General features: G+C 60.9%; 21 protein-coding genes. 2 read left to right on the forward strand and 19 right to left on the reverse strand.

Annotated features, from left to right (window positions below; all coding sequences use genetic code 11):
* Nucleotides 1-237: 237 nt before the first annotated feature.
* The 5 genes from PSQ39_RS19275 to PSQ39_RS19295 form a co-directional block, all read right to left on the reverse strand.
* Nucleotides 238-1,224 carry a branched-chain amino acid ABC transporter permease gene (locus tag PSQ39_RS19275; RefSeq protein ID WP_273928859.1) on the reverse strand — a complete coding sequence of 329 codons (987 nt, stop codon included), beginning with the start codon at nucleotides 1,222-1,224 and terminating at the stop codon, nucleotides 238-240.
* Nucleotides 1,225-1,237: 13 nt separating this feature from the next.
* Entirely contained in the window at nucleotides 1,238-2,122 is an 885-nt protein-coding gene (locus PSQ39_RS19280; RefSeq protein WP_273928861.1) for a branched-chain amino acid ABC transporter permease, read from the reverse strand.
* A 66-nt stretch (nucleotides 2,123-2,188) separates the two neighbouring features.
* Nucleotides 2,189-3,382, reverse strand: coding sequence for an ABC transporter substrate-binding protein (locus tag PSQ39_RS19285; protein WP_273928863.1), 1,194 nt, complete (start codon nucleotides 3,380-3,382; stop codon nucleotides 2,189-2,191).
* A 51-nt stretch (nucleotides 3,383-3,433) separates the two neighbouring features.
* On the reverse strand, nucleotides 3,434-4,165 hold the full coding sequence (locus tag PSQ39_RS19290) for an ABC transporter ATP-binding protein (protein WP_273928865.1): 732 nt from the start codon (nucleotides 4,163-4,165) through the stop codon (nucleotides 3,434-3,436).
* A 10-nt stretch (nucleotides 4,166-4,175) separates the two neighbouring features.
* The gene (locus tag PSQ39_RS19295; RefSeq protein ID WP_273928867.1) at nucleotides 4,176-4,946 is read right to left on the reverse strand and encodes an ABC transporter ATP-binding protein; all 771 of its coding nucleotides are present in this window, start codon (nucleotides 4,944-4,946) and stop codon (nucleotides 4,176-4,178) included.
* Nucleotides 4,947-5,362: 416 nt separating this feature from the next.
* Between PSQ39_RS19295 and PSQ39_RS19300 the strand changes: the two genes are divergently transcribed.
* Nucleotides 5,363-6,403: an L-histidine N(alpha)-methyltransferase gene (locus PSQ39_RS19300; RefSeq protein WP_273928869.1), complete on the forward strand. Its 1,041-nt coding sequence runs from the start codon at nucleotides 5,363-5,365 to the stop codon at nucleotides 6,401-6,403.
* A 32-nt stretch (nucleotides 6,404-6,435) separates the two neighbouring features.
* On the opposite strand, the gene PSQ39_RS19305 is transcribed toward PSQ39_RS19300, so the two are convergent.
* The 4 genes from PSQ39_RS19305 to PSQ39_RS19320 form a co-directional block, all read right to left on the reverse strand.
* Nucleotides 6,436-8,016 carry a DHA2 family efflux MFS transporter permease subunit gene (locus PSQ39_RS19305; RefSeq protein ID WP_273928871.1) on the reverse strand — a complete coding sequence of 527 codons (1,581 nt, stop codon included), beginning with the start codon at nucleotides 8,014-8,016 and terminating at the stop codon, nucleotides 6,436-6,438.
* A gap of 11 nt (nucleotides 8,017-8,027) precedes the next feature.
* Nucleotides 8,028-9,290: an efflux RND transporter periplasmic adaptor subunit gene (locus tag PSQ39_RS19310; RefSeq protein WP_273928873.1), complete on the reverse strand. Its 1,263-nt coding sequence runs from the start codon at nucleotides 9,288-9,290 to the stop codon at nucleotides 8,028-8,030.
* 106 nt (nucleotides 9,291-9,396) lie between these two features.
* Nucleotides 9,397-10,959, reverse strand: a complete 1,563-nt coding sequence (locus tag PSQ39_RS19315) for an efflux transporter outer membrane subunit (RefSeq protein WP_273928875.1) — start codon at nucleotides 10,957-10,959, stop codon at nucleotides 9,397-9,399.
* Complete coding sequence (locus PSQ39_RS19320) at nucleotides 10,956-11,486, reverse strand: MarR family winged helix-turn-helix transcriptional regulator (protein WP_273928876.1); 531 nt, start codon at nucleotides 11,484-11,486, stop codon at nucleotides 10,956-10,958. Before PSQ39_RS19320 ends, PSQ39_RS19315 begins: the two co-directional genes overlap by 4 nt.
* Before the next feature lie 140 nt (nucleotides 11,487-11,626).
* Between PSQ39_RS19320 and PSQ39_RS19325 the strand changes: the two genes are divergently transcribed.
* The gene (locus tag PSQ39_RS19325) at nucleotides 11,627-13,450 is read left to right on the forward strand and encodes an ABC transporter transmembrane domain-containing protein (RefSeq protein WP_273928877.1); all 1,824 of its coding nucleotides are present in this window, start codon (nucleotides 11,627-11,629) and stop codon (nucleotides 13,448-13,450) included.
* A 79-nt stretch (nucleotides 13,451-13,529) separates the two neighbouring features.
* Here the strand turns inward: PSQ39_RS19325 and PSQ39_RS19330 are convergent, their stop codons facing one another.
* From PSQ39_RS19330 to nuoG, 10 genes are read right to left on the reverse strand one after another with little or no spacing between them, the layout of a single operon-like run.
* A complete protein-coding gene (locus PSQ39_RS19330; RefSeq protein ID WP_273928879.1) occupies nucleotides 13,530-14,024 on the reverse strand; it encodes a DUF1178 family protein in 495 nt (164 codons plus the stop codon).
* 3 nt (nucleotides 14,025-14,027) lie between these two features.
* Nucleotides 14,028-14,348 (reverse strand): DUF2818 family protein, encoded by a 321-nt coding sequence (locus PSQ39_RS19335; protein ID WP_273928881.1) that lies wholly within the window; start codon nucleotides 14,346-14,348, stop codon nucleotides 14,028-14,030.
* Nucleotides 14,349-14,378: 30 nt separating this feature from the next.
* On the reverse strand, nucleotides 14,379-15,866 hold the full coding sequence (gene nuoN, locus PSQ39_RS19340; protein WP_273928882.1) for an NADH-quinone oxidoreductase subunit NuoN: 1,488 nt from the start codon (nucleotides 15,864-15,866) through the stop codon (nucleotides 14,379-14,381).
* A 24-nt stretch (nucleotides 15,867-15,890) separates the two neighbouring features.
* The gene (locus PSQ39_RS19345; protein ID WP_273928884.1) at nucleotides 15,891-17,366 is read right to left on the reverse strand and encodes an NADH-quinone oxidoreductase subunit M; all 1,476 of its coding nucleotides are present in this window, start codon (nucleotides 17,364-17,366) and stop codon (nucleotides 15,891-15,893) included.
* Between the two features lie 13 nt (nucleotides 17,367-17,379).
* Entirely contained in the window at nucleotides 17,380-19,410 is a 2,031-nt protein-coding gene (gene nuoL / locus PSQ39_RS19350) for an NADH-quinone oxidoreductase subunit L (protein ID WP_273928887.1), read from the reverse strand.
* Nucleotides 19,411-19,425: 15 nt separating this feature from the next.
* Complete coding sequence (gene nuoK, locus PSQ39_RS19355; protein WP_273928889.1) at nucleotides 19,426-19,734, reverse strand: NADH-quinone oxidoreductase subunit NuoK; 309 nt, start codon at nucleotides 19,732-19,734, stop codon at nucleotides 19,426-19,428.
* The gene (locus PSQ39_RS19360) at nucleotides 19,731-20,387 is read right to left on the reverse strand and encodes an NADH-quinone oxidoreductase subunit J (protein WP_273928891.1); all 657 of its coding nucleotides are present in this window, start codon (nucleotides 20,385-20,387) and stop codon (nucleotides 19,731-19,733) included. The genes nuoK and PSQ39_RS19360 overlap by 4 nt, the downstream gene beginning before the upstream one ends.
* Before the next feature lie 37 nt (nucleotides 20,388-20,424).
* Entirely contained in the window at nucleotides 20,425-20,934 is a 510-nt protein-coding gene (nuoI, locus tag PSQ39_RS19365) for an NADH-quinone oxidoreductase subunit NuoI (RefSeq protein ID WP_273928893.1), read from the reverse strand.
* Between the two features lie 12 nt (nucleotides 20,935-20,946).
* Nucleotides 20,947-22,029 (reverse strand): NADH-quinone oxidoreductase subunit NuoH, encoded by a 1,083-nt coding sequence (gene nuoH, locus PSQ39_RS19370; protein ID WP_273928894.1) that lies wholly within the window; start codon nucleotides 22,027-22,029, stop codon nucleotides 20,947-20,949.
* Nucleotides 22,026-24,155, reverse strand: coding sequence for an NADH-quinone oxidoreductase subunit NuoG (gene nuoG / locus PSQ39_RS19375; RefSeq protein ID WP_273928896.1), 2,130 nt, complete (start codon nucleotides 24,153-24,155; stop codon nucleotides 22,026-22,028). Before nuoG ends, nuoH begins: the two co-directional genes overlap by 4 nt.
* Nucleotides 24,156-24,169: the final 14 nt, after the last annotated feature.

A 24,169-nucleotide genomic window follows, 5' to 3' on the forward strand; every position in this document is an offset into this window, starting at 1 on the left:
CTCCGTCGCAGCACAAAAGAAACTCTTTCACACCACCACTTCACCAAACTTCTGCGCAGCCACTTAAGCCGCTACACAGAAGGACTGTTTGATCAGTCGAGCCCTCAAGTATACACAAGAAATGACAGCACGACGACAAACTGTGCATTTTTTGAGCCCTGGCGCCTTGAACGCTCGCTAGGCACCGCGCAATCACCGCGGTGCGGCCTGCGGACGCTCCCATGTGAGAAGCCGAGATCAGCCCTTCCCTGCACTCTTCAATCGGTCCTTCAGGGCAATGATCTCCCCCATGATGCCGCGCCGGAAAGACAGCACACACACCACAAAGATCAAGCCGGTGACCATGGTGACCGACTCACCCAAGGTCTTGAACCAATCGACCCCACTCAAGGCCGCCAGCACATTCCCGATCTCACCCAGCTTGTTTTCAAGCAAGACAACGACTGCCGAGCCGAGCAAGGGCCCAGACAGCGTTCCCAAGCCTCCCACCAAGGTCATCAGAATGACGCTTCCCGAGTTGGTCCAGTGAACGTCGCTGAGCGTCGCAAAACCAAGGACCACCGTCTTCAGTGCGCCCGCCAGCCCTGCGAGCCCAGCGGACAGGACGAATGCCAGAAGTTTGAAGCGCTGGGTGTCGTAGCCCAGTGAAATAGCGCGCGGCTCGTTTTCTTTGATGCCTTTGAGCACCTGACCGAAGGGCGAATGGATGACGCGCACCACCAACAAGAAAGCGGCCACCACCACCACCAGGGCCACGTAATACATCACAAGATCATTCTGGAGATCGATGAAGCCGAACAGGCGACCTCGCGGGACGCCTTGCATGCCGTCTTCACCCCCCGTGAACGGGGCCTGAAGGCAGATGAAGAAAAGCATCTGAGCCAGGGCCAAGGTGATCATCGAGAAGTAGATGCCTTGGCGACGAATTGCGAGGATCCCGAACAGCCAGCCCAGCAAGCAGCCCCCCGCCGTCCCAAACAGCAAGCCCAACTCCGGCGTCAGCCCCCATGCCTTGATCGCATGGCCACACAGATAGGCCGAGCCCCCCAAGAAGGCAGCATGCCCAAAGGACAGCAAGCCGGTATAGCCCAGCAGCAGGTTGAAGGCCGAGGCGTACAGCGCGAAGCACATCAGCTTCATGACGAAGACCGGGTAGGCCCCCATGAAGGGCGCCACCAACAAACCCAGCAGCAGCAGGCCGTAGCCAATGAAAGACTTGTTCATGTTGTGTGGCCCCTTATTTCTCTTTGCCGAACAGGCCGGCGGGGCGAATCAGAAGAACGATGACCATGATCACGAACACCACGGTAGAAGAAGCCTCTGGGTAGAACACCTTGGTGAAGCCTTCGACGATTCCCAGGCCAAGGCCTGTGAGGATGGAGCCCATGATGGACCCCATGCCGCCGATCACCACCACCGCAAACACCACGATGATGAGGTTTTGCCCCATCAGCGGCGTGACCTGGATCACCGGCGCAGCCAGCACGCCAGCAAACGCAGCCAGTGCCACACCGAAGCCATAGGTGAGAGTGACCATGAGAGGCACATTGATGCCAAAGGCTTCGACCAAGCGCGGGTTCTCCGTGCCCGCGCGGAGATAAGCCCCCAGGCGGGTCTTCTCAATGACAAACCACGTGGCAATGCAGACCACCACCGAGGCCACCACCACCCAGGCGCGGTAGTTGGGCAGCATCATGAAGCCGACATTGGTGGCACCGACCAACTGGTCTGGCGTGTCATAGCCCAGGCCCGACACACCATAGACCGAGCGGAAGGCTCCTTCGATCAGCAGCGTCAAGCCCAGGGTCAGCAGCAAGCCATATAGATGGTCAAGCTTGTAGATCCAGCGCAAGAGCAACCGCTCAATCAAAACACCAAAGGCACCCACAATGAGGGGCGCCGCAATCAACATGACCCAATAGCTGATGTTGAAATATGTCATGCCCATCCAGGTGAGGATGGCCCCCATCATGAACAAAGCCCCGTGCGCAAAGTTGATGACGTTCAGCAAACCAAAGATCACCGCCAAGCCCAGGCTCAAGATGGCATAAAAAGACCCATTGACCAGCCCCAAAAGGAGCTGGCTCATCATGGCCGGTAAAGAGACTCCGAAGATTTCCATAGCGTGATTGGCGGTGAGCAGACGGAGAAGCAGGGCCGCATTCAGCCAGCCCTGCACATCAAGGCATTACTTCCAGAGTGCGCACTTGGATTCGGCTTTGGTCGTGAAGACCTGATCACCTGGCAGCTTCTTGACCTGCTTGTAATAGTCCCAGGGCTTGGTCGATTCCGAAGGCGACTTCACTTGCATCAGGTACATGTCGTGCACATAACGGCCATCAGCGCGCAACTGGCCTGAGGCGAAGAAGTCGTTCATCTTCATGCCGCGCCAGGTTTCCATGACCTTGTCGGCGTCCGTGGTCTTGGCGGCCTGAACGGCCTTGAGGTAGTTCATCGTGGCCGAGTAGTCAGCCGCCTGGATTTCCGTCGGCATGCGCTTGGCCTTCTCAAAGAAGCGCGCCGAGAATTTGCGCGTTTCATCGTTCAAGTCCCAATACCAAGGCGTCGTGAACAGCAGACCCTCTGTGTTCTTCAAGCCCAGGCTGTGAACGTCTGAGATGAAGATGAGCAAGCCGGCCAGTTTCATGGTCTTGCCGATACCAAACTCCTTGGCGGCCTTGATGGAGTTGATGGTGTCGCCGCCCGCATTAGCCAAGCCCAGGATCTGCGCTTTGGAGTTTTGCGCCTGCAACAGGAAAGAGGAGAAGTCCGAGGCGTTGAGCGGGTGACGCACGCCGCCCACGACTTGGCCGCCCTTGGCCTTGACGACAGTGGAAGTGTCCGCTTCGAGGGCGTGACCGAACGCATAGTCCGCCGTCAACATGAACCAGGTTTTGCCACCACCGTCGACCACGGCTCCGCCCGTCCCCTTGGCCAGGGCCACGGTGTCGTAGGCGTAGTGCACGGTGTAGGGCGTGCATTGTTCGTTGGTCAATGCGGAACTGGCCGCGCCGTTGTTCACGTAGACCCGCTTCTTCTCCGCTGCAACCTTGGCAATGGCCAAGGCCGTACCGGAGTTAGTGCCACCGAAAATCATCGTCAAGCCCTGGGTGTCGATCCATTCACGGGCCTTGGATGCGGCGATGTCGGCCTTGTTTTGATGGTCAGCCGAGAGCAGTTCAATCGGCATGCCGTTGACCTTGCCACCAAAATCATCGATGGCCATTTGAATCGCCATGGCGCCGTTCTTGCCTTCCACGTCGGCGTACAGACTGGACATGTCGGTGATGAAGCCGATCTTGACCTTGTCTTGCGCCTGGGCTGAACCGGCACCAAAGCCCGCAGCCAACAAAGTCGCGAGCAGGGTGAGTTTGCTTGTCATAGAGGTCTCCTGTTAGAAAAATAAGGGTCGCTGTCGCGCGAGCATGGGGGCTCAGACGCCCAGCAGTTCATTGAGCACAGGCATCTTGGCTTCCAGTTCGGAAGCACCGAACTGTTCCACCATCTGGCCGTGCTCCATCACGTAGAAACGGTCAGCCAGCGGCGCAGCAAATCGGAAGTTCTGCTCCACCATCACCACCGTGTAGCCTTTTTGGCGCAGCGTGGTGATCATGCGAGCCAGGGCTTGCACGATGACGGGCGCCAGGCCCTCAGAAATTTCGTCGAGCAACAGCAGACGCGCGCCAGTGCGCAAAATGCGCGCCACCGCCAGCATTTGCTGCTCACCGCCGGACAGGCGCGTGCCCTGGCTGTGGCGACGCTCCGCCAAATTGGGGAACATGTCGTAGATCTCTTCGACCGACATGCCCTCGGAGGTGCCTTTCAGGCGCGGTGGGAGCAGCAGGTTCTCTTCACACGACAGGCTGGAAAAAATGCCCCGCTCCTCGGGGCAATAGCCCACTCCCAGGTGGGCTATGCGGTGCGTTGGCATGCCGATGGTTTCGGTGCCATGGATCTTGAGTGAGCCCTTGCGGCTGCCCGTTAAGCCCATGATGGCGCGCATGGTGGTGGTCCGACCTGCGCCGTTGCGACCCAGCAGGGTCACGACCTCACCAGGGCGAACCACCATGTCCACGCCATGCAGCACATGGGACTCGCCGTACCAAGCGTTCAAACCGCTGATCTGCAGCGCGGGCGTCTCGCTGCCTTGAGACTTGTTCATCATGCTGGTCATCTCAATGGGCCCCTTGCAACTGGCCATCGGTGGTGCCCATGTAGGCCTCCATCACCAGGGGATTGCGGGACACCTCGGCATAAGGTCCTTCGGCCAGCACCGCGCCACGCTGCAGCACCGTGATGGTGTCGGCGATGTTGGAGATCACGCTCATGTTGTGTTCAACCATCAAGATGGTGCGGCCGGCCGACACTTTCTTGATCAACTGCGTGACTCGGTGCACATCCTCGTGACCCATGCCCTGCGTGGGCTCGTCAAGCAGCATCAGTTCGGGCTCCATGGCCAAGGTGGTCGCGATTTCCAGCGCGCGCTTGCGGCCATAGGGCAGGTTCACGGTCACCTCGTGTGCCATGTCGTCCAAACCGACCTCGGCCAACAAGGCCAGGGCTCGGTCATTGAGTTGGTGCAGGGACTTTTCACTGCGCCAGAAGTGGTAGCTGGTGCCCAACATGCGCTGCAGGCCCAGGCGCACGTTCTCAAGCAAGGTCAGGTGCGGGAACACCGCCGAGATCTGGAAGGACCGGATGATGCCGCGCCGCGCGATCTGCGCTGGGCGCTCACGCGTGATGTCAATGCCATTGAAAAGAATGGTCCCCGAGCTGGGCTCGAGGAACTTGGTCAGCAGATTGAAGCAGGTGGTCTTGCCGGCCCCGTTGGGACCAATCAAGGCGTGGATGGAACCTCGCTGTACCGACAGATCCACCTGATTGACCGCCGTGAAGCCTTTGAACTCTTTGGTGAGCTGTTGCGTTTGCAGAATGATGTCACTCATCGTCTCAGAGTCGCTCCGGCTGGTTTGATGCGGTTAGGAACAAGAGTGCAAGGCGGTCACGCCCCACAAGCATTTGAGTTCATGCTACGGCTGCAACACCGGCGGGGATACTGGGGCAAATGCCTAGACCTGACGCACACAGGACACAAGCCATGCGCAGGCCGCACAGGCAGCCCATTCGCGCTGTTGACGCTGAACAGCAGAAGACTCGGGCTTGCAGTGGAACAACAACATCCGCGCGTTAGCCCGCATGTTGAGCCCACACGCTTTCCGATAAGGTGAATCAAAACGCGCCCCACACCCACACCCACCGCGCTGGAGAACCGCATGACACCGCGTCCCGTGATCGCCCCAAGCCACCACCCCGCCCCCAAGGCGTGTGAGACTTGGCCGGCTCGGGCCTGAGGCGCGACACCATGTCCAAGGTCGGCCCGATGCACCAATGGAACAGCGCCCACCGCTCGCTCCATGCGGAGCCCCTGCCCTGGGCTCTGAGCCCTGCCCCGACCGCTGCGTCATCTCCTGAATTGAATGCAGACGCTTTCAGGGGACTGCAGCTCACGCCGCGCAACCTGCCGGGACGCTACCTTTTTGATTTGGAGGGTTGCACGCTGTTCGATCGGGCGACGGAGACGCCTGACTACTACCTGGCACGCACGGAGCTGAGCGTGGTGCACGCCCACGCCAGTGAAATTGCCCGCCGGATGGGCCCTTGCCCGGAGTTGGTTGAGTGGGGAGCTGGCGCCATGCGGGTGATTCGCAGGCTCATTGAAGAGACCGACCAACCGGTGCGCTACCTGCCGATCGACCTGTCCGCACAGCACCTGCAGGCTCAGGCCGCAGGCTTGCAGCACGACTACCCTCGTCTGGACATCCAACCCTTGCTGCAAAGTCCGCTGCAGGCCCAAAACCTACCGGCGCGCCACCCCCAGGCCAGCCGCCGCATGGGCTTGTTGGGCGGTGCGGCGCTGGCCAGCGTACCGCCAGAGCAACGATTGACCGTGCTCCGCCACATGGCGCAAGCCCTGCGCGGAGGCGCCTTGCTGGCCACTGTGGATCAGGTGCAGGAGGCCGACGTCTTGAAACGGGCCTACAACGACGCCCAAGGCTTGATGGCGCGTTTCAACCAAAATGCGCTGCTCCGTTGCCGCCGGGAGTTGAACTTGCAAGGCGAGATCAGTGGCTTTCGCCACCAGGTCAGTTGGAGCCCCATCGCCTCCATGGTTCAGCTGCAACTGATCAGCAGCAAGGCGCAAACCTGGCTGCTCGGCCAGGGGGAGCAGCGCACCGAGCTAAAGCTGTTGGCAGACGAGCCGATCAACACCTTGCGCAGCTTCCAATGGAGCGCCAACGCCCTGCAAAGCGAGGCTCGCTTGGCGGGATTTTCCCCCGGGCCTTGCTGGCAGGACCCGCAGGCTCGGGTGGCCTTGTGCTGGCTCCAAGCCCCGCCGGTGTAACAGCCCCCCCAGCAGGGGCCGCGCCGTCAGGGTCAATGAGCGCCTGCCGCGGCGTCGGCACTGCCCGCCGTGGAGGGCAAGGGGTGGGACAACCACACCAGTGGGATCAGCGCCATGAAGATGATGGCCGACACCAAAAACACATCATTGGCGGCCAACATGAAGGCCTGCTGATCCACCAGGCGATTCACCTGCGCCAGCGCTTGCTCACTCGTCAAACCCGCAGTGGACAGCCCTTGCAAAGCAGCCATGGCGGGACCGTTGCCGGCCTGGATGGACTCCACCAGCTGCGCATGGTGAAGTGCGGCCCGGTTCTCCCAAGCCGTGGTGGCGATCGAGGTGCCAAAGGCCCCCGCCGTGATGCGCACAAAGTTCGACAAGCCCGATGCCGCCGGAATGCGCTCAGGCGGGATGCCCGACAAGGTGATGGTCACCAGGGGGATGAAGAAAAACGCCATGGCCACGCCCTGCACAATCGTAGGCACCATGATGGTCGCCAAGTCCGCCTGGGTGTTGAAACGCGAGCGCATCCACAGCACCAAAGCAAACACCAGAAAGGCGAAGGACGCAAACTTGCGGGGGTCAAACTTGCTGAGGTTCTTCCCCACCCAAGGGGACAGCACCAAGGCCATCAACCCCACCGGCGCCATGACCATGCCGGCCTGCGTGGCGGTGTAGCCCATGTACTGCTGCAGCCACAGCGGCAGCAGCACCACATTGCCAAAGAACAGACCGTAGCCCACCGACAGGGCCAGCGCACCCGCCCAGAAATTGCGCTTCTTGAACAGCGCCAAGTCCACCACGGGGTGCTTGTCCGTCAACTCCCAGACCAGGAACAGCGCCAAGCCCACCACGGCGACCACCGCCAGGGCCACCACAACGCCGGAATGGAACCAGTCGTTTTCCTTACCGATGTCCAAGGTGACCTGCATGGCCCCGACCCAGATCACCAGCAAGGCCAGACCGACCGAATCAATCGGCAGTTGGCGCGTCGGCGTCTCCCGCTTGTGGTACAGGCTCCAAGCCACACCAGCAGCGACCAAGCCCACAGGGATGTTGATGTAAAAAATCCAGGGCCAGGACAGGTTGTCGGTGATCCAGCCGCCCAAAAGCGGTCCCATCACGGGCGCTATCAAGGTCGTCATGGACCACATGGCCATCGCCAGGCCCGCCAACACGCGCGGGTAACTGGACAACAGCAGGCCCTGGGACAGCGGAATCATGGGACCGGCCACGAAACCTTGCAGCGCGCGAAAAGCGATCAGCGTGGTCATGTTCGGCGCCAGGCCGCACAGCCAAGATGCGACCACGAACAGCAGCACGCTGAGGACAAACAAGCGCACTTGGCCGACGCGCTGCGACAACCAGCCCGTCAAGGGCACAGCGATCGCGTTGGCCACAGCAAAGCTCGTGATCACCCAGGTGCCCTGGTTCGGACTGACCCCCAAGTCCCCCGCGATGGCGGGCAAGGACACGTTGGCGATCGAAGTGTCGAGCACGTTCATGAAAGTCGCGGCCGACAGGGCAATGGTGCCCCAGGTGCGCGCCGAGCCCGTCAAGGGCGGCGGCGGCACGTAGGCCGCCGGCCCGGCAGCAGCAGGTGCATTGGACATGGTGGGTCGGCTCAATGGGTGCTGGTGGTGGCAGTGCGGGCCGCAGCCAGTCGCACCGAGCGGCCTGCGTTGGCCGAAATCACCCGGTTGATCAGCGCCGTGGCCTCGTCTTCCGACACCGTATAAACCTGGGTTTGTACCGTGGCGTTGTCACGCGGGGCTTCGGCCAGGGTCTGGCCATCCCGGTTGCTCACGTCCACCGTGGCCTCCATCGACAGGCCAATGCGCAGCGGGTGGGCGGCCAGCTCGGTCGGGTTCAGCAGCACGCGCACCGGCACACGCTGCACCACCTTGATCCAGTTGCCAGTCGCGTTTTGGGCCGGCAGCAAGGCAAAGGCCGAGCCTGTGCCCACGCCCAGGCCTGCCACCTTGCCGGTGTACTCGACCTTTTCACCCCACAGGTCCGCCGTGAGCTTGACGGGTTGACCAATGCGGATGTTGCGCAACTGCACTTCCTTGAAATTGGCGTCCACCCACAGCTGGTTGAGCGGCACGATGGACATCATCGGGCTGCCGGCGCTCACCCGCTGACCCAATTGCACGGTGCGCTTGGCAACATAGCCGTCCACCGGGGCCGGCAGTGCCGCCCGGCGCGAGGCCAGGAATGCCTCGCGCACCTTGGCGGCGGCGGCTTGCACGCTGGGGTGCGCTTCCAGATGGGCGCCGTCGGTCATGGCCTGGTTGCTGGCCAATTGTTCACGGGCCGCCGCCACGGCGGCCTGGGCAGATGCCAGCCCCGAACGAGCATTGGCAAGCTGGGTTTGCGTGTGGGCCAGCTCCTCACGAGAGACCGCGCCGTTGCCGCTCAGGGACTGGCGTCGGTTCAGGTCGTCGGAGGCGCGCTCGATCTCGATCTGGGCCTTGCTGACTTCGGTTTCACGCAGCTTGACCTGCGCATCCAGCGCGCTGTTGTTGGCGTACAAGGTGCGGACTTGGCGCACGGTCTGGGCCAAGTTGGCCTCGGCCTGGTCCAGGGCCACGCGGGCATCTGCTGGGTCGAGCTTGACCAGCGGCTGGCCCGCCTTCACGAAATCGGTGTCATCGGCCAGCAAAGCGGTGACCGTGCCACTGATCTGCGGGGTGATCTGAATCAGGTTGCCTTGGACATAGGCGTTGTCCGTGGTTTCATAGTGGCGCGCCACCATCCATTCGTACGTGGCCCAACCAGCACCCGCCAACACCACCACAGCGGCGATGCTCAGCAAGCCTTTGCGGCGGGGATTGGAACGGGATGTGGCCTCAGCGGCCGAAGCGGTGTTGGAAGCGTTGCTCATATTCAATCCTGTGTTGGTGTGAGGCGGTCCGACCCAGGGCCGGGCCGCTCATCGTTTGTTCTGGCGGTCGAAGTTAAAAGATTGGGTACTGCGCGCGGCCAGCGCCTCACTGCGGGCGGGCTGCGGAAGCGTCTGGACGACTGGATGGGCCTCGGCCCGCCAGGGTCGACTGAACCGCGATCAAGCCCTGCTCTGCCGTGCTGCGCGGTGCGATCGCCACGGTTTGAGGGGTCAATCCGCCGCCCAATGCGCGCCACAGGGCGACCTGGGTGTCGACCGTTCGGGCGGCCAAATCGACACTGGAGCGGCGCTGGTTGAGCACATTGGATTCGGCGCTGAGCACCTGCAAGTAGGTTCCCAAGCCCGCCTGGTAGCGTTGACGAGCGATGGCATACGCGTCCTCAGCCGCTTTTCGTGCAGCCTGTTGCTGCGCCTGTTGGCGCAGCAGGGACTCACTCACCAGCAGCTGGTCAGCCACGTCATGCACGGCATCCAGAACGGCGCCGTTGTAGGCCGTGACAGCGCTGTCCAAGTCAGCGGTCTTGACCTTGAGGTTGGCGCGCAGACGACCGCCTTCAAAAATCGGCAGGCTGATCGCCGGCGCAATGCCCGCCTGTTCGCTGCTGGACTTGAGCACGTTGGAAAAACCAAAGGCCGACAAACCTGCGTAGGCCTTGAGGTTGATGTTGGGATAGAACTGCGCGCGCGCCACGTCGGTGTCCCGCGCCGCCGCCTCGACACGCCAGCGCGCAGCCACCACATCGGCACGCTGGCCAATCAGGTTGACAGGCACCTGGGCTGGGGTTTCGGCCGACACGGCCTCGGGCAAAACGGGCACCGTCAGGCGCGTGGCCAAGGCAGGCTCCCCCACCAGCGCAGCCAAGGCGTTGCGCGCCAGGCCCGACTGCTCCTGCAGGGCTTCGATTTGCAAATGGGCCTCGGGCAGGCTGCCCTGGCTTTGACGCAATTCCAATTGCGTGTCCAGCCCGGCCTTCAAGCGAGCCTGCACCAAGCTCAATATTTCCTCGCGCTGGTGCAAGGTGCGTTGGGCCACGCCGAGTTGCTGGCCCAAGCGGGCCCACTGGAAATAGGTCCGCAGCACCTGACTGGCCAGCAGCAAACGAGCGGCCTGGGCGTCCGCAGCGGCCGCCTGAACAGCGCCCACGGCAGCGTCGAGCGCCGCGCGGTTCTTGCCAAAGAAGTCCAGTTCCCATGAGGCCGATGCCTGCAAAGTGCCCATGTTCTCCACACTGCCGGCCAAGGGCTTGGGGTACAAACCATTGGCGGTGTAAAGGTCACGGCTGATGTCCGCCACCGCGCCCACCTGGGGCAGCAAGGCAGCGCCTGCGCCGCCCGCCAAGGCCTGAGCGCGCTCCAAACGCAAACGGGCCTGCTGAAGGCTCGGGTTACCCGACAAGGCTTGGCTCATCAAGGTGTTCAGCTGGGCATCGCCGTACTGCGCCCACCAATCCTGGCGCTGCCAGACAGAAGTCGCCAGGGGCGCTGCATCGTTCAAAGCCAAGGCAGAGGCCGGGCGCAAGGGGGCCTGGCTCTGGATACCGGAGAAATCAGCGCATGCACTCAAGGCCAGGGAGGCGACCAGAGTCAGCGCGCCCAGGGAAGAAATGGATCGGCTCCGAGATGGAGCGGGGGAAAGAAACGGGGTCATGGCTTGCCTTTGGCAGTGCTTGCCTCGGCCTGTGCTTGCAGGCCTTCGGCATTCTGAAGAATGCGGTCTAGGAAATGACAGAGTTGCTGCCACTCGGCTTCTGAAAACCCGGCCAGAACAGCGTTTTGCATCTCGCTCAAGACCTGGGGAATCACCGCTGCGGCCTGCTGACCTTCAGGCGTGAGGGTCAGGTTGACCACCCTGCGGTCAGACACGGAGCGCTCACGACGGCAAAGGCCTTTGTTCTCCACACGGTCCAGCAAGCGGGTCATGGCCCCGGTATCGAGTTGACAAGCACGAGCCAGTTCAGCCACACCACAACTGCCTTTACCGCCCTGCAGCTTGATGAGCGGGAGCCACTGCGCGTTGGTCAGGCCATGGGGCTCCATCTTGCGGTCGATTTCCTGGCCCATGAGTCGCACGATGTGGCGCATGGTGTAGCCGACGCTCATCTGTGTGCCGTAGTCCTCGGCTCGGTAAAAAGCGGAGATTTGGGGCGGATCTGCGTCGGGTGTTTCAGAAGACATGCCGGGATATTATTTGCCTAAGCAAACATTGTCAAGGCTATGATTGCAGGGGCAGACTTGTAAAAGCAGCACAATGCCCCAAGTGCCGGTATCCGCATCGATCCGTCCCGCCTCCAGCCGACGCCACCCAACCCTTCGCCATGAATTCACCTGCCAAGCCTTCGACTGCCAAAGCGTCACCTCGGTCTCTGTCGGGCTTGCGCCCCTTTCTTCGGCCCTACCGCTGGCAAATCGGACTGGCACTGCTGTTCTTGCTCCTGGCTGCGGCCTCCACACTGGCCTTTCCGATCGCCTTGCGCAGCCTGATCGACGGCGGGCTGGTACCTGCACAGCGCGAAGCCCAGGCCCTGGCTCTGGCCGAGCACTTCTTGGCCCTGTTCGGCGTGGCGGCCGCGTTGGCGTTTTTCTCGGCTGCGCGCTTCTACACCGTCAGTTGGCTGGGAGAGCGCATCACCAGCGACCTGCGCAATGAGGTCTATGCCCATGTGCTCGAACAAAGCCCCACTTTTTTTGAAACCACCCAGACCGGTGAAGTGCTCTCGCGCCTGACCGCGGACACCACCCTGGTACAGACGGTGGTGGGCTCGTCCTTGAGCATGGGCTTGCGCAACGCGGTCATGGGCCTGGGCGCCCTGGGTGTGTTGGTATGGACCAACCCACTGGTGATGGGCAAGGTGCTGCTGGTGTTGCTCTTGATCGTGGCCCCCTCGGTCTGGTTTGGTCGTCGGGTGCGCCGGCTCTCGAGGGCCAGCCAAGACCGGGTGGCCGATGCCAGCGCCGTCGCCGCCGAAGTCCTGAATGCGGTGTCGACTGTCCAGGCCAACAACGCCACCCAGCGTGAAGCAACCCGATTTGCCCAAGCCACCCAGGCCGCGTTTGATACGGCTGTCCGCCGCAGCCGCGCTCGCTCAGTGTTGGTGGCCTTTGTCATCATGGCCAGCAGCGCGGCCCTGCTTTGGGGTCTCTATGAGGGCACCCAAGCGGTGATGCAAGGGCGAATGAGTGCCGGCGCCTTGGGCCAGACGGTGGTCTATGTGCTGATCCTGGCCAGTTCGGCCGCGGTACTGGGTGAGGTGTATGGCGATCTGCTGCGAGCGGCAGGCGCCACTGAGCGCCTGATGGAGCTGCTTCACAGTCCGCCGACCATTGTGTCGGGCCCGCAAAGCGCTCCGCCCCCCCGCAGCACCCCGCCGGGCGCCGCCATTTCGTTTGACAATGTGAACTTCCACTACCCCTCGCGCCCGCAGCAGGCCGCCCTGTCGGACCTGACGCTGCACATCGCTCCGGGCGAGACCGTGGCGCTGGTGGGCAGCAGCGGTGCAGGCAAATCGACGGTGTTCCAGATCCTGCAACGCTTTTACGATGTCAGCCCGGGTGCGGCGGCTAGCGCAGAAGGCAAAGGCCAGATCCACCTGGACGGCGTGGCCTTACCAGACTGGAACTTGGACGCCCTGCGCGCCCAAATTGGCATCGTGCCTCAGGAGGCGGTGATCTTCTCCAGTTCAGCGATGGAAAACATCCGATATGGCCACCCCGAGGCCACGGATGCGGAAGTGATCGCGGCAGCCCAGGAGGCTTTTGCCGATGAATTCATCCGCGCTTTGCCTGAGGGCTACAACACCTTTTTGGGTGAACGCGGCGTGCGCCTGAGTGGTGGGCAAAAGCAGCGCATCTCGATCGCCCGCGCCCTGCTGCGGCGCCCTCGCCTGCTGTTGCTGGATGAGGCCACCAGTGCGCTGGACGCCGAAAGCGAGCGCATGGTGCAGGCGGCCTTGGAAGCCGCCATGCACGGTGGCCGAGAACGGACCACTTTGGTGATCGCACACCGGCTGTCCACGGTTCAAAAATCAGACCGGATCGTGGTGCTGGAGCACGGTCGCGTGGTCGAGCAAGGCCGACACGAAGAACTCATGGCGCGAGGCGGCGCTTATGCCCATTTTGCGCAGATGCAATTGCTCAATTGAATCGGAGCACCAAGAGGACGGGTGCCCCAAAGCACAGACCATGTGCCTTGCCAGATTCGTGGCATGAGCCCAATGCAGACTACTGCAGCGTTTCTTTGGCGGCGGCTGGCAGGGGCAGCGGCAAAACCGAGATGCCCTCTTCCAGCAAAGCCGCCGTCTCTTGTGGCGTCGCCTGACCGCGAATGCCGCGTTCAGGCGCTTCGCCCTGGTGAATGCGCCGCGCTTCGTCCGCGAAATCACTGCCCACATCTTCGGTGTTGCGCACCACCTCACGCGCCAACTGCAACCAAGCTGCCTGAAGGCGATGGCGATCTTGGGCACTCAATCCGGAGGCGTTGGCGCTCTTGGCCAACTGCGAAGCGGTGTCCGTAGCCGCCGGAGAAACAGGTGCGTCGGCCGGGCGAGGTGCCCCCAAATTCAAGCGGGGTGCTGAAGGCAGCTTGCGAACTTGAGGATCCTGGCAGATGGGACAAGTCACCAGTCCACGGCTCAACTGACTTTGGAAGTCATCCTCAGAGCCAAACCAGCCTTCGAACCCGTGGCCGCCCTCGCATTGGAGGTTGAGCACCTTCATGGTTTAGGCCGGTGACTTGCCAACTGCCCGGTGCTTGAGCAGGTAGCGGTACACGAACCCGGGAAAGGCCAAGGTGAGGAACAAGGCGCCGGTGATGGCATAGAACTCCCAGCCTTGGGGAGAAATCTGCCCAGCTCGTTGCTCCAGCAGCAAGCCGACACCCCCTGCGAGGCCGTAAAAAAACAGCAACTCCAAGGCCCGAACGGGCAAGGACTTGGGCCCCCGAAGCGGCACCACCGCCAGCAGGCGGTGGTTGATGAAAGGCAAATTGGCGGCCACAAGGGCCGCCAAGATGACCAGCCAAATGGCACCAGTCTGGTTCAAGACGTGTGACCTCGGCGGATCAGCCCGGGCTCAAGAGCCCAGGGTGCGCACAATGGCGCGAGCACACAGAGCCATCAGGCCGCCGGGCACCAGACCCAGCACCAAGATCAAGCCGGCATTCAGCGAGAGCACGACGCGGACATCGGCAGGCGCCGACACGGTGGTGGCAGTCAGAGGCTGGTCGAAGTACATCACCTTGACCACACGCAGGTAGTAGAAAGCGCCGATCAAGGACATGATCACAGCAAACACCGCCAGAACCAGATAGCCGGTTTCGCCCGTCGTCACCAGCGCTTGCAACACCGACAGCTTGGCGTAGAAGCCCATCAACGGCGGAATACCCGCCATCGAGAACAAGCACACCGACATCACGGCCGCATAGAACGGGCTGCGTTGGTTCAGGCCTGCCAGGTCGGAGATCTCTTCGCTTTCAAAGCCTTCACGGGCCAGCAGCAGGATCACACCGAAGGTGGCCAAGGTGGTCAACACATAGGTGACCACATAGAACATGGCCGAGCTGTAGGCATTGGCTGCCGGCAGGGTCGTACCCGCCACCACACCGGGAATCAGGCCCAGCAACACGAAACCCATTTGCGAGATGGTCGAATAGGCCAGCAGACGTTTGAGGTTGGTTTGCACCACACCGACCAAGTTACCCACCAGCAGCGAACCCACCGACAGCACCACCAACATTTGCTGCCAGTCAATGGCCAGGGGCAAGAGGCCCTCAACCAACAGGCGAATGGCGATGGCGAAAGCAGCGAACTTGGGAGCGCCACCAATCATCAGTGTCACAGCAGTCGGGGCACCTTGGTAAACGTCGGGAACCCACATGTGGAAAGGCACCACGCCCAGCTTGAAGGCCAAGCCAGCGACGATGAACACCAGACCAAACACCAGCACTTGGTGGTTGACTTGACCCGAACCCACGGCCTTGAACACCTGGCCGATGTCCATCGAACCGGTGGCGCCGTACATCATGGACAGGCCATAGAGCAGGAAACCACTGGCCAAGGCACCCAGCACGAAGTACTTCATGGCGGCCTCAGTCGAGGTGGCGTGATCGCGGCGAAGCGCAACCAAGGCGTAGCTCGACAGAGTGAGCAGTTCCAGACCCAGGTAAATGATCAGGAAGTTGTTGCCCGAGATCATGACGAACATGCCGAGCAGGGCAAACAGGCTCAAGGTGAACAACTCACCGCCACGCAACATGTCGCGGTCGGCCGCATAGGGACGACCATAGACCAGGGTCACGAACATGGCCACGGTGGCGAAGCACTTGAGCCAGTTCCCCATGGGGTCGCTGACGATCAAGCCACCAAAACCGTAGAGAGTCTGCTCGCTGTCGGCATACACCGCTTGCATCACGGCCACGACGGCCAGCGTCAGCAAGGTGAGCACGTAGGTCGCCGTGCGGCGGGTACTGGTCACACTGAGGTCGAACAGAGCGATCACGCAGGCCATGGCCAGCAAAATCGCCTCCGGATAGGTCGTGACCCAGCTGAGTTTGTCAATCATCTCGTTTCTCTCTGATCAGTCTGGTCAGTTCAGCTTGGACGCTGCCACATGCTGCAGCAGATCGGCCACTGAGGTGTTCATCACATCGGTGAAGGGCTTGGGGTACAGGCCCATGTACAAGACCGCAGCAGCCAGCAGCGCCATGATCAGGAACTCACGGGCATTGATGTCCTTGAGTTCGCGCACGTCGTCGTTGGTCACCGGGCCGAGGTAAACACGCTTGAACATCCACAGGGTGTAAGCCGCACCGAAGATCAGCGCCGTGGCGGACAACATGCCCAACCAGAAGTTGGCCTTCACCGCCCCCAGGATCACCATCCATTCGCCCACGAAACCAGCGGTACCCGGAAGGCCGCAGTTGGCCATCGAGAACAACAAGGCAAAGGCAGCAAACTTCGGCATGGTGTTGACCACACCGCCATAGCTTGCGATCTCACGCGAGTGGACGCGGTCGTACAGGACACCAATGCTCAAGAACATGGCGCCGGACACGAAACCGTGCGCAATCATCTGCACCAAACCGCCGGCGACGCCCAGGTCGTTGAAGATGAAGAAACCCAGGGTCACAAAACCCATGTGGGCCACCGACGAGTAAGCGACCAGCTTCTTCATGTCCTTTTGGACCATGGCAACCAGGCCGACGTAGATCACAGCCGTCAGCGACAGACCGATGATCAACCAAGCCCATTCACGCGATGCGTCCGGTGCGATGGGCATCGAGAAGCGCAAGAAGCCATAGGCACCCAGCTTCAGCATGATCGCGGCCAGAACAGCCGAACCACCCGTGGGGGCTTCAACGTGAACGTCGGGCAACCAGGTGTGCACCGGCCACATCGGGACCTTGACAGCGAATGCCGCGAAGAACGCGAAGAACAGCAGCGTCTGAGCAGTGCTGCTCAGGGGCAGCTTGTGCCAGGTCAGGATGTCGAAACTACCGCCCGAGGCGCTGTACAGATAGATCAAAGCGACCAAGGTCAGCAGCGAGCCCATCAAGGTGTACAGGAAGAACTTGAAAGCCGCGTAGATCTTGTTCGGGCCACCCCAGATACCGATGATCAGGTACATCGGGATCAGTGTGGCTTCGAAGAACACGTAAAACAACATGCCATCGAGTGCGGTGAAGACACCGATCATCAAACCGCTAAGGATCAGGAAGGCGCCCATGTACTGGTTGACGCGTTCGGTGATGACTTCCCAGCCAGCGATCACGACGATCAAGGTGATGAAAGCCGTCAGCGGCACGAACCAGAACGAGATACCGTCCAAGCCCAGGTGGTAGTGGATGTTGAAACGCTCGATCCACGAGACGTTTTCAACAAACTGCATGGCGGAGGTTCCGAGCTGGAAGCCCTCATACAGCGGCCAAGTGACCAAGAGACTGGCCAAGGCGCCAATCAAAGCGACCCAACGGACCGCCTTGGCATGTTCATCCCGGCCCAAGGCCAGCAGCACGACACCAAAAACAATCGGTGTCCAGATTGCAAGACTCAACAAACCCATTTTTGTTTTTCTCCTACTTGTTGAGCCAGACGAAGTACGTCATGAAGGCAAACACACCCAGAATCATCACCAGGGCGTAGTGATAGATGTAGCCGGACTGCGCCCAGCGCACCAGGCCAGCGACCCAACCTACCAGCTTCCAGGAACCATTGACCAGCGTACCGTCGATGATGGCTTGGTCACCCGCCTTCCACAGACCGGTACCCAAGGCGCGCGCGCCACGGGCCAGGATGTTCTCGTTGATCCAGTCGAGGTAGTACTTGTTTTCCAACAAGGTGTAGATCGGCTGGCAGATGCGCTTGATGGCCGCGGGCAAGGCCGGGTTGATCATGTACATGTAATAAGACACCGCCACACCCGCGAAGGCCAACCAGAACGGTGCCGTGCTCAAAGCGTGGATCGCCATCGCCACCGGACCGTGGAAAGCATGACCCAGCTCTTCCATCACGGCGTGCTTTTCAGCATCCACAAAGATCACGTCTTTGAAGAAGTCGCCGAACAGCATGGGCTCGATCGCGAAGAAACCGATCAGCACCGAAGGGATAGCCAGCAGCAGCAGCGGCAGCGTCACCACCCAAGGCGATTCATGGGGACCATGGTCACCATGGTGGTCGTCGTGGTGACCGTGGTCGTCATGACCGTGGTGAGCATCGGGGTTCTGGTCGAAGCGTTCCTTGCCGTGGAAGACCAGGAAGTACAGACGGAACGAGTAGAAGGCCGTCACAAAAACCCCTGCCAACACAGCGAACTCAGCAAAACCGGCGGCCGGCAGATGACTTTCATGCACCGCTTCGATGATGCTGTCCTTCGAGTAGAAACCCGAGAAGAAAGGCGTACCGATCAAGGCCAGCGAACCCAGCAGAGAAGTGATCCAGGTGATGGGCATGTACTTGCGAACGCCCCCCATCCAGCGGATGTCTTGGTTATGGTGCATCCCCATGATGACGGAACCCGCAGCCAAGAAGAGCAAGGCCTTGAAGAACGCGTGCGTCATCAGGTGGAACACGGCCACCGAGTAAGCCGAAGCACCCAGGGCGACGGTCATGTAGCCCAGCTGCGACAGCGTCGAGTAGGCCACGACACGCTTGATGTCATTCTGGATGATGCCCAGAAAGCCCATGAACAAGGCCGTGATGGAGCCGATCACCATGATGAAATTCAGCGCGGTGTCGCTCAGCTCGAACAGCGGCGACATGCGAGCCACCATGAAGATGCCCGCGGTGACCATGGTCGCAGCGTGGATCAGGGCCGAAATGGGGGTCGGACCTTCCATGGAGTCCGGCAGCCAGACGTGCAAAGGGAACTGGGCCGACTTGCCCATGGCACCGATGAACAAGCAGATGCAAACCACTGTCACCAACATCCAGTCGGTGCCCGGGAAGGTCAGCTTGGCAATCTCGTCGGCCTTGGCAAAGGTCTCCGAATAGTTCAGCGTACCGCCGTAAGCGGCCAGCAGGCCAATGCCCAAGATGAAGCCAAAGTCACCCACACGGTTGACCAAGAAGGCCTTCATGTTGGCGAAGATCGCGGTCGGCTTGTTGAACCAGAAACCAATCAGCAGGTAGGACACCAAACCCACTGCTTCCCAACCGAAGAACAGTTGCAGCATGTTGTTGCTCATCACGAGCATCAACATGGAGAAGGTGAACAGCGAGATGTAAGCGAAGAAACGGTTGTAGCCCTCGTCTTCTTCCATGTAGCCGATGGTGTAGATGTGCACCATCAGCGACACGAAGGTCACGACGCACATCATCATCGCCGTCAGGCTGTCAATCAGGAAGCCGACTTCCATCTTCAGGTCACCCACCACCATCCAGGTGTAGAGGGTTTCATTGAAGCGGGCACCGTCAAAAACGACGCTCTGGAAGGTCAAGGCCGACAGCACAAAGGCGACGAACACGCCAAGAATCGCCAGCGTGTGCGTGGCGCGGCGGCCAATCACATTGCCGCCAAAGGTCGTGCCCAAAACCCCAGCGAGGAATGAACCCGCCAGCGGGGCCAGCGGCACCGCAAGCAGGGTGGATGCAGAAAGCGTAGCGCTCATGGTTGGATTCTCTGGTTAGCCTTTGAGCGTGTTGAGTTCATCGACATTGATGCTGTTCTTGTTGCGGAACAAGAGCACCAGAATCGCCAGACCAATGGCGGACTCAGCGGCCGCCACGGTGAGGATGAAGAACACGAACACCTGACCGTGCATATCCCCCAGGTAGTGAGAGAAGGCCACAAAATTCGTGTTCACTGCCAGCAGCATCAATTCGATGCACATCAGCAGCACGATCAAGTTCTTGCGGTTCAAGAAAATCCCAATCACCGACAGCGCGAACAGCACTGCCCCGATGGAAAGAAAGTGTCCAAGTGTCAGGGTCATTTGCTTTGCTCCGGAGCCGACGCGGATGCCGCCTCTGCCTTGCGCGTCACGGCCACTTTGACCAGCTTGACGCGGTCACGGGAACGCACGCGAACCTGTTCAGAGGCGTCGACGAACTTGCTGTCCTTGCGTTGACGCAGGGTCAGCGCGATGGCGGCGACCATGGCGACCAACAAGATCATGGCTGCAATTTCAATCGGGTAGATGTACTGGGTGTACAGCAGCTTGCCGATTTCTTGCGCGTTGGAATACTGAATGCCCTTGGCAGCCGCTTCAGTCATGGCCGCAGTACTGGGCTCTTCCGTCAAACGGAAACCACCCAACAACACCGCCGCCATTTCCAGCGCGACCACCGAACCCATCAGGGCGGCCAGGGGGAAATGCTTCCAAAACCCCTTGCGCAGGCTGTCGACGTCGATATCGAGCATCATCACCACGAACAGGAAGAGCACCATCACCGCCCCCAGGTACACCAGCACCAGAGTAATGGCCAGGAACTCGGCCTTGAGCAGCAGCCAGACGGCTGAGGCCTGCGAAAAGGCCAGCATGAGGTAGAGAACCGCGTGCACAGGGTTGCGCGCAGTGATCACTCGGAAGGCTGCAAACAGCAGCACCACCGAGAAGAGATAAAAGAAACCAGTCTTGGCGTCCATGAATCAGGTCTTTTCAGGGTTCAGGCGTGAAAGCTGGTCAACGGTATTTCGCATCTGCCGCTTTGGCAGCTGCAATATCGTTCTCGTAACGGTCGCCCACCGCCAACAGCATGTCTTTGGTGAAGTACAGGTCGCCCCGCTTTTCACCGTGGTACTCAAAAATATGCGTTTCAACAATCGAATCCACCGGGCAGCTTTCTTCGCAGAAACCGCAGAAGATGCACTTGGTCAGATCGATGTCATAACGCGTGGTACGGCGTGAACCGTCATCGCGGACATCGGATTCGATGGTGATGGCCATGGCGGGGCACACGGCCTCGCAGAGCTTGCAAGCAATGCAGCGCTCTTCACCGTTTTCGTAGCGACGCAGCGCGTGCAGACCACGGAAACGGGGCGACAAAGGGGTTTTCTCTTCAGGAAACTGAACGGTGACCTTGCGCTTGAAAGCGTAACGACCGGTCATTGCCATGCCCTTGAACAACTCGAAAAGCATGAAGCTCTTCAAGAAGTCCTTGAGCGAGAAGGGGGAAGCTGCGGCGACTGTCATGTTCTTGCCCACTCAGTTCCAGATGTTCCAGGGGGTCTGCATCCAGAACCCCACCACGAGCAGCCACACCAGGGTGACCGGGATGAAAATCTTCCAGCCCAGACGCATGATCTGGTCGTAGCGGAAGCGCGGGAAGGTGGCACGGATCCAGATGAACATGGACACGACCAGGAAGGTCTTGATGCCCAGCCAGATCCAGCCCGGCACGGCGTTGAAGATCGCGTGGTCGATCGGCGACAGCCAACCACCCAGGAACATCAGCACGGCCAGGATCGACACCAACCACATGCTGGCGTATTCGGCCAGGAAGAAGATAGCGAAGCCCATGCCCGAGTACTCGACCATGTGACCTGCCACGATTTCAGCTTCGCCTTCCACCACGTCGAAGGGGTGGCGATTGGTTTCTGCCACACCGGAGATCAGGTACACCACGAAGATAGGCAGCAGGGGGAGCCAGTTCCAGGACAGGAAGTTCAGACCCAGACCGGCCAAAGTGCCCTTGGCTTGACCCGCCACGATGGTCGACAGGTTCATGCTGCCCGACACCATCAGCACCACCAAGAAGCAGAAGCCCATGGCGATTTCGTAGCTCACCATCTGAGCCGACGCACGCAGCGCGCCCAAGAAAGCGTACTTGGAGTTCGATGCCCAGCCCGCAATGATCACACCGTAGACTTCAATCGACGTGATCGCCATCACCAGCAGCAAGCCGGCATTGAGGTTGGTCAGCGCGACTTCCGGGCCGAAAGGAATGGCGACCCAGGCGGCCAAGGCAGGCATGATCGCCATGATCGGACCGAGACGGAACAGGCCATTGCTGGCTGCCGTCGGGCGAATCAATTCCTTCGTCAGCAGCTTGACCGCATCAGCGATGGGCTGCAGCAAACCGGCGGGACCCACGCGGTTGGGGCCGTAACGCACCTGGATGAAACCCAGCAGCTTGCGCTCCCACAGCGTCAGGTAGGCCACAGCCCCCATCAGCGGGGCCAGCACGGCCACGATCTTGATCAGAACCCAGAGCACCGGCCAGGCCGCCAGCGTCCACCAGCTGGCGGGCAGCAGACCCAGTCCAGCGTTGTACAGCGCGTCGATCATGCGGTCACCTCATCCAAAGCCAGGCGGGCATCCGCCGTCATTTGCAGCGACGGTGCACGGCGAACCAGACCGTCAAGCTGGTAGATCGCAGCCGTCACCGGTGCAACTTCACCAGCCACGCTGGCCCGGATGGCGGCCTGGCTGCCATTGTTCAGGCGGCCGGCGGCCACTTGCGGCTGATCAGCTGTGGCCAAAGCGGCTTGGGCCAGCACTTCTTGCGACGACTCGAATGCGAAGTCGCCCAAGCCCAACAGGTTACCGAGCACACGCAAGACCTTCCAAGCCGGACGGGTCTCGCCCAGGGGCTTGACCACCGCATGGAAGCTTTGCAGACGGCCTTCGGCGTTGACAAAGCTGCCCGAGGTTTCGGTGAACGGTGCAATCGGCAACAGCACGTCGCTGATCTCGAGGTTGGTCTTGAAGGGGCTCAAAGTGACCACCATCTCGGCCTTGTTCAAGCCTGCGAGCGCAGCCTGACCTGCAGCGGTATCGAACGCCGGTTCGACATTGAGCAACAACACCGCCTTGAGAGCACCTTGCACCATTTGACCCGCATTGAAACCTGCACCCGTCGGCTGGGCATTGACCAGCTGCGCACCCACGGTGTTGGCGGCTTCGGTCAGGTAACCGACGCTGGCGCCGGTTTCGCTGGCGATCCAGTTGGCCAGAGCCAGCAGGCTGCTGGCGTTGGCGTGGTGGGCTGCGGCATTGCCAAGCAAGACCGCCTTGCGGTCCCCGCCCAACAAAGACTTGGCGATGGCTTGGGCTTGAGCCGTGACCTCAGCAGACCACGGAGCGACCAGGCCCTTTTCTTGAGCCACAGCCGCAGCGATCGACGCCAAAGCATTGACCCATTGGTCGGCAGCGGCCACTTGGAACTGCGCAACAGGCAATGCCCAGTCAGATTCAGCCGAATACAAGGCATGCACCTGGGCGCCCTTGCGAGCGGCCTGGCGAATGCGCTGAGCAAACAGCGGGTGATCCTTACGCAGGTTAGAGCCGACCACCAGCACGCGCTGGAGTTCGCCCAAGGAAGCGATGGAGGTGCCCAACCAGCGAGCGCCTTCAGGGGCGCTGAATTCAGCGTTGCGCAGACGGTGGTCGATGCTGTCGCTGCCCAGGCCACGCACCAAACGGGCGGCCAGGAACAACTCTTCCACGGTGCTGTGCGGGCTCACCAGGGCGCCGATGCTGTTGGCGCCGTGGTTGGCCCCAATTTGCTTCAGGCCGTTGGCCACATATTCGAGAGCGGTCTGCCAGTCGACAGTCTTCCACTCGCCACCTTGCTTGAGCATGGGCTGGGTGAGGCGGTCGGGGCCGTTGAGCGACTCGTAGGAGAAGCGGTCGCGGTCAGCAATCCAGCATTCGTTGATGGCTTCGTTTTCCAACGGCACCACGCGCAACACTTGGTGGTTCTTGACCTGAACGATCAGATTGGCACCGGTCGAATCGTGCGGGCTGACGCTCTTGCGGCGCGACAGCTCCCATGTGCGGGCGCTGTAGCGGAAAGGCTTGCTGGTCAAGGCACCGACCGGGCAGATGTCGATCATGTTGCCCGACAGTTCGGAGTCAATGGACTCGCCCGCGATGGTGGTGATCTCGGAGTGCTCGCCACGGTGGATCATGCCCAGTTCCATCACGCCGGCCACTTCCTGGCCAAAGCGCACGCAACGGGTGCAGTGAATGCATCGGCTCATCTCTTCCATCGAGATCAGCGGACCCACGTCCTTGTGGAAGACAACGCGCTTTTCTTCGGCATAGCGCGAAGAAGAGCCACCATAACCCACAGCCAGGTCTTGCAACTGGCACTCACCGCCCTGGTCGCAGATGGGGCAATCCAGCGGGTGGTTGATGAGCAGGAATTCCATCACCGATTGCTGGGCCTTGATGGCCTTGTCGCTCTTGGTGCGGACGATCATGCCCTGCGTCACCGGGGTGGCGCAGGCGGGCATGGGCTTGGGGGCCTTTTCCACATCGACCAGGCACATGCGGCAGTTGGCCGCGATGCTCAGCTTCTTGTGGTAGCAAAAATGCGGAATGTAGGTGCCGGCCTTTTCAGCTGCATGCATGACCATGCTGCCTTCATTGACCTCTACCTTCTGACCGTCGAGTTCGATTTCAACCATATGTTCTCTCGCGA

It is taken from the genome of Curvibacter microcysteis (genome assembly GCF_028649455.1).
In the GTDB taxonomy this organism is placed as follows: domain Bacteria; phylum Pseudomonadota; class Gammaproteobacteria; order Burkholderiales; family Burkholderiaceae_C; genus Curvibacter; species Curvibacter microcysteis.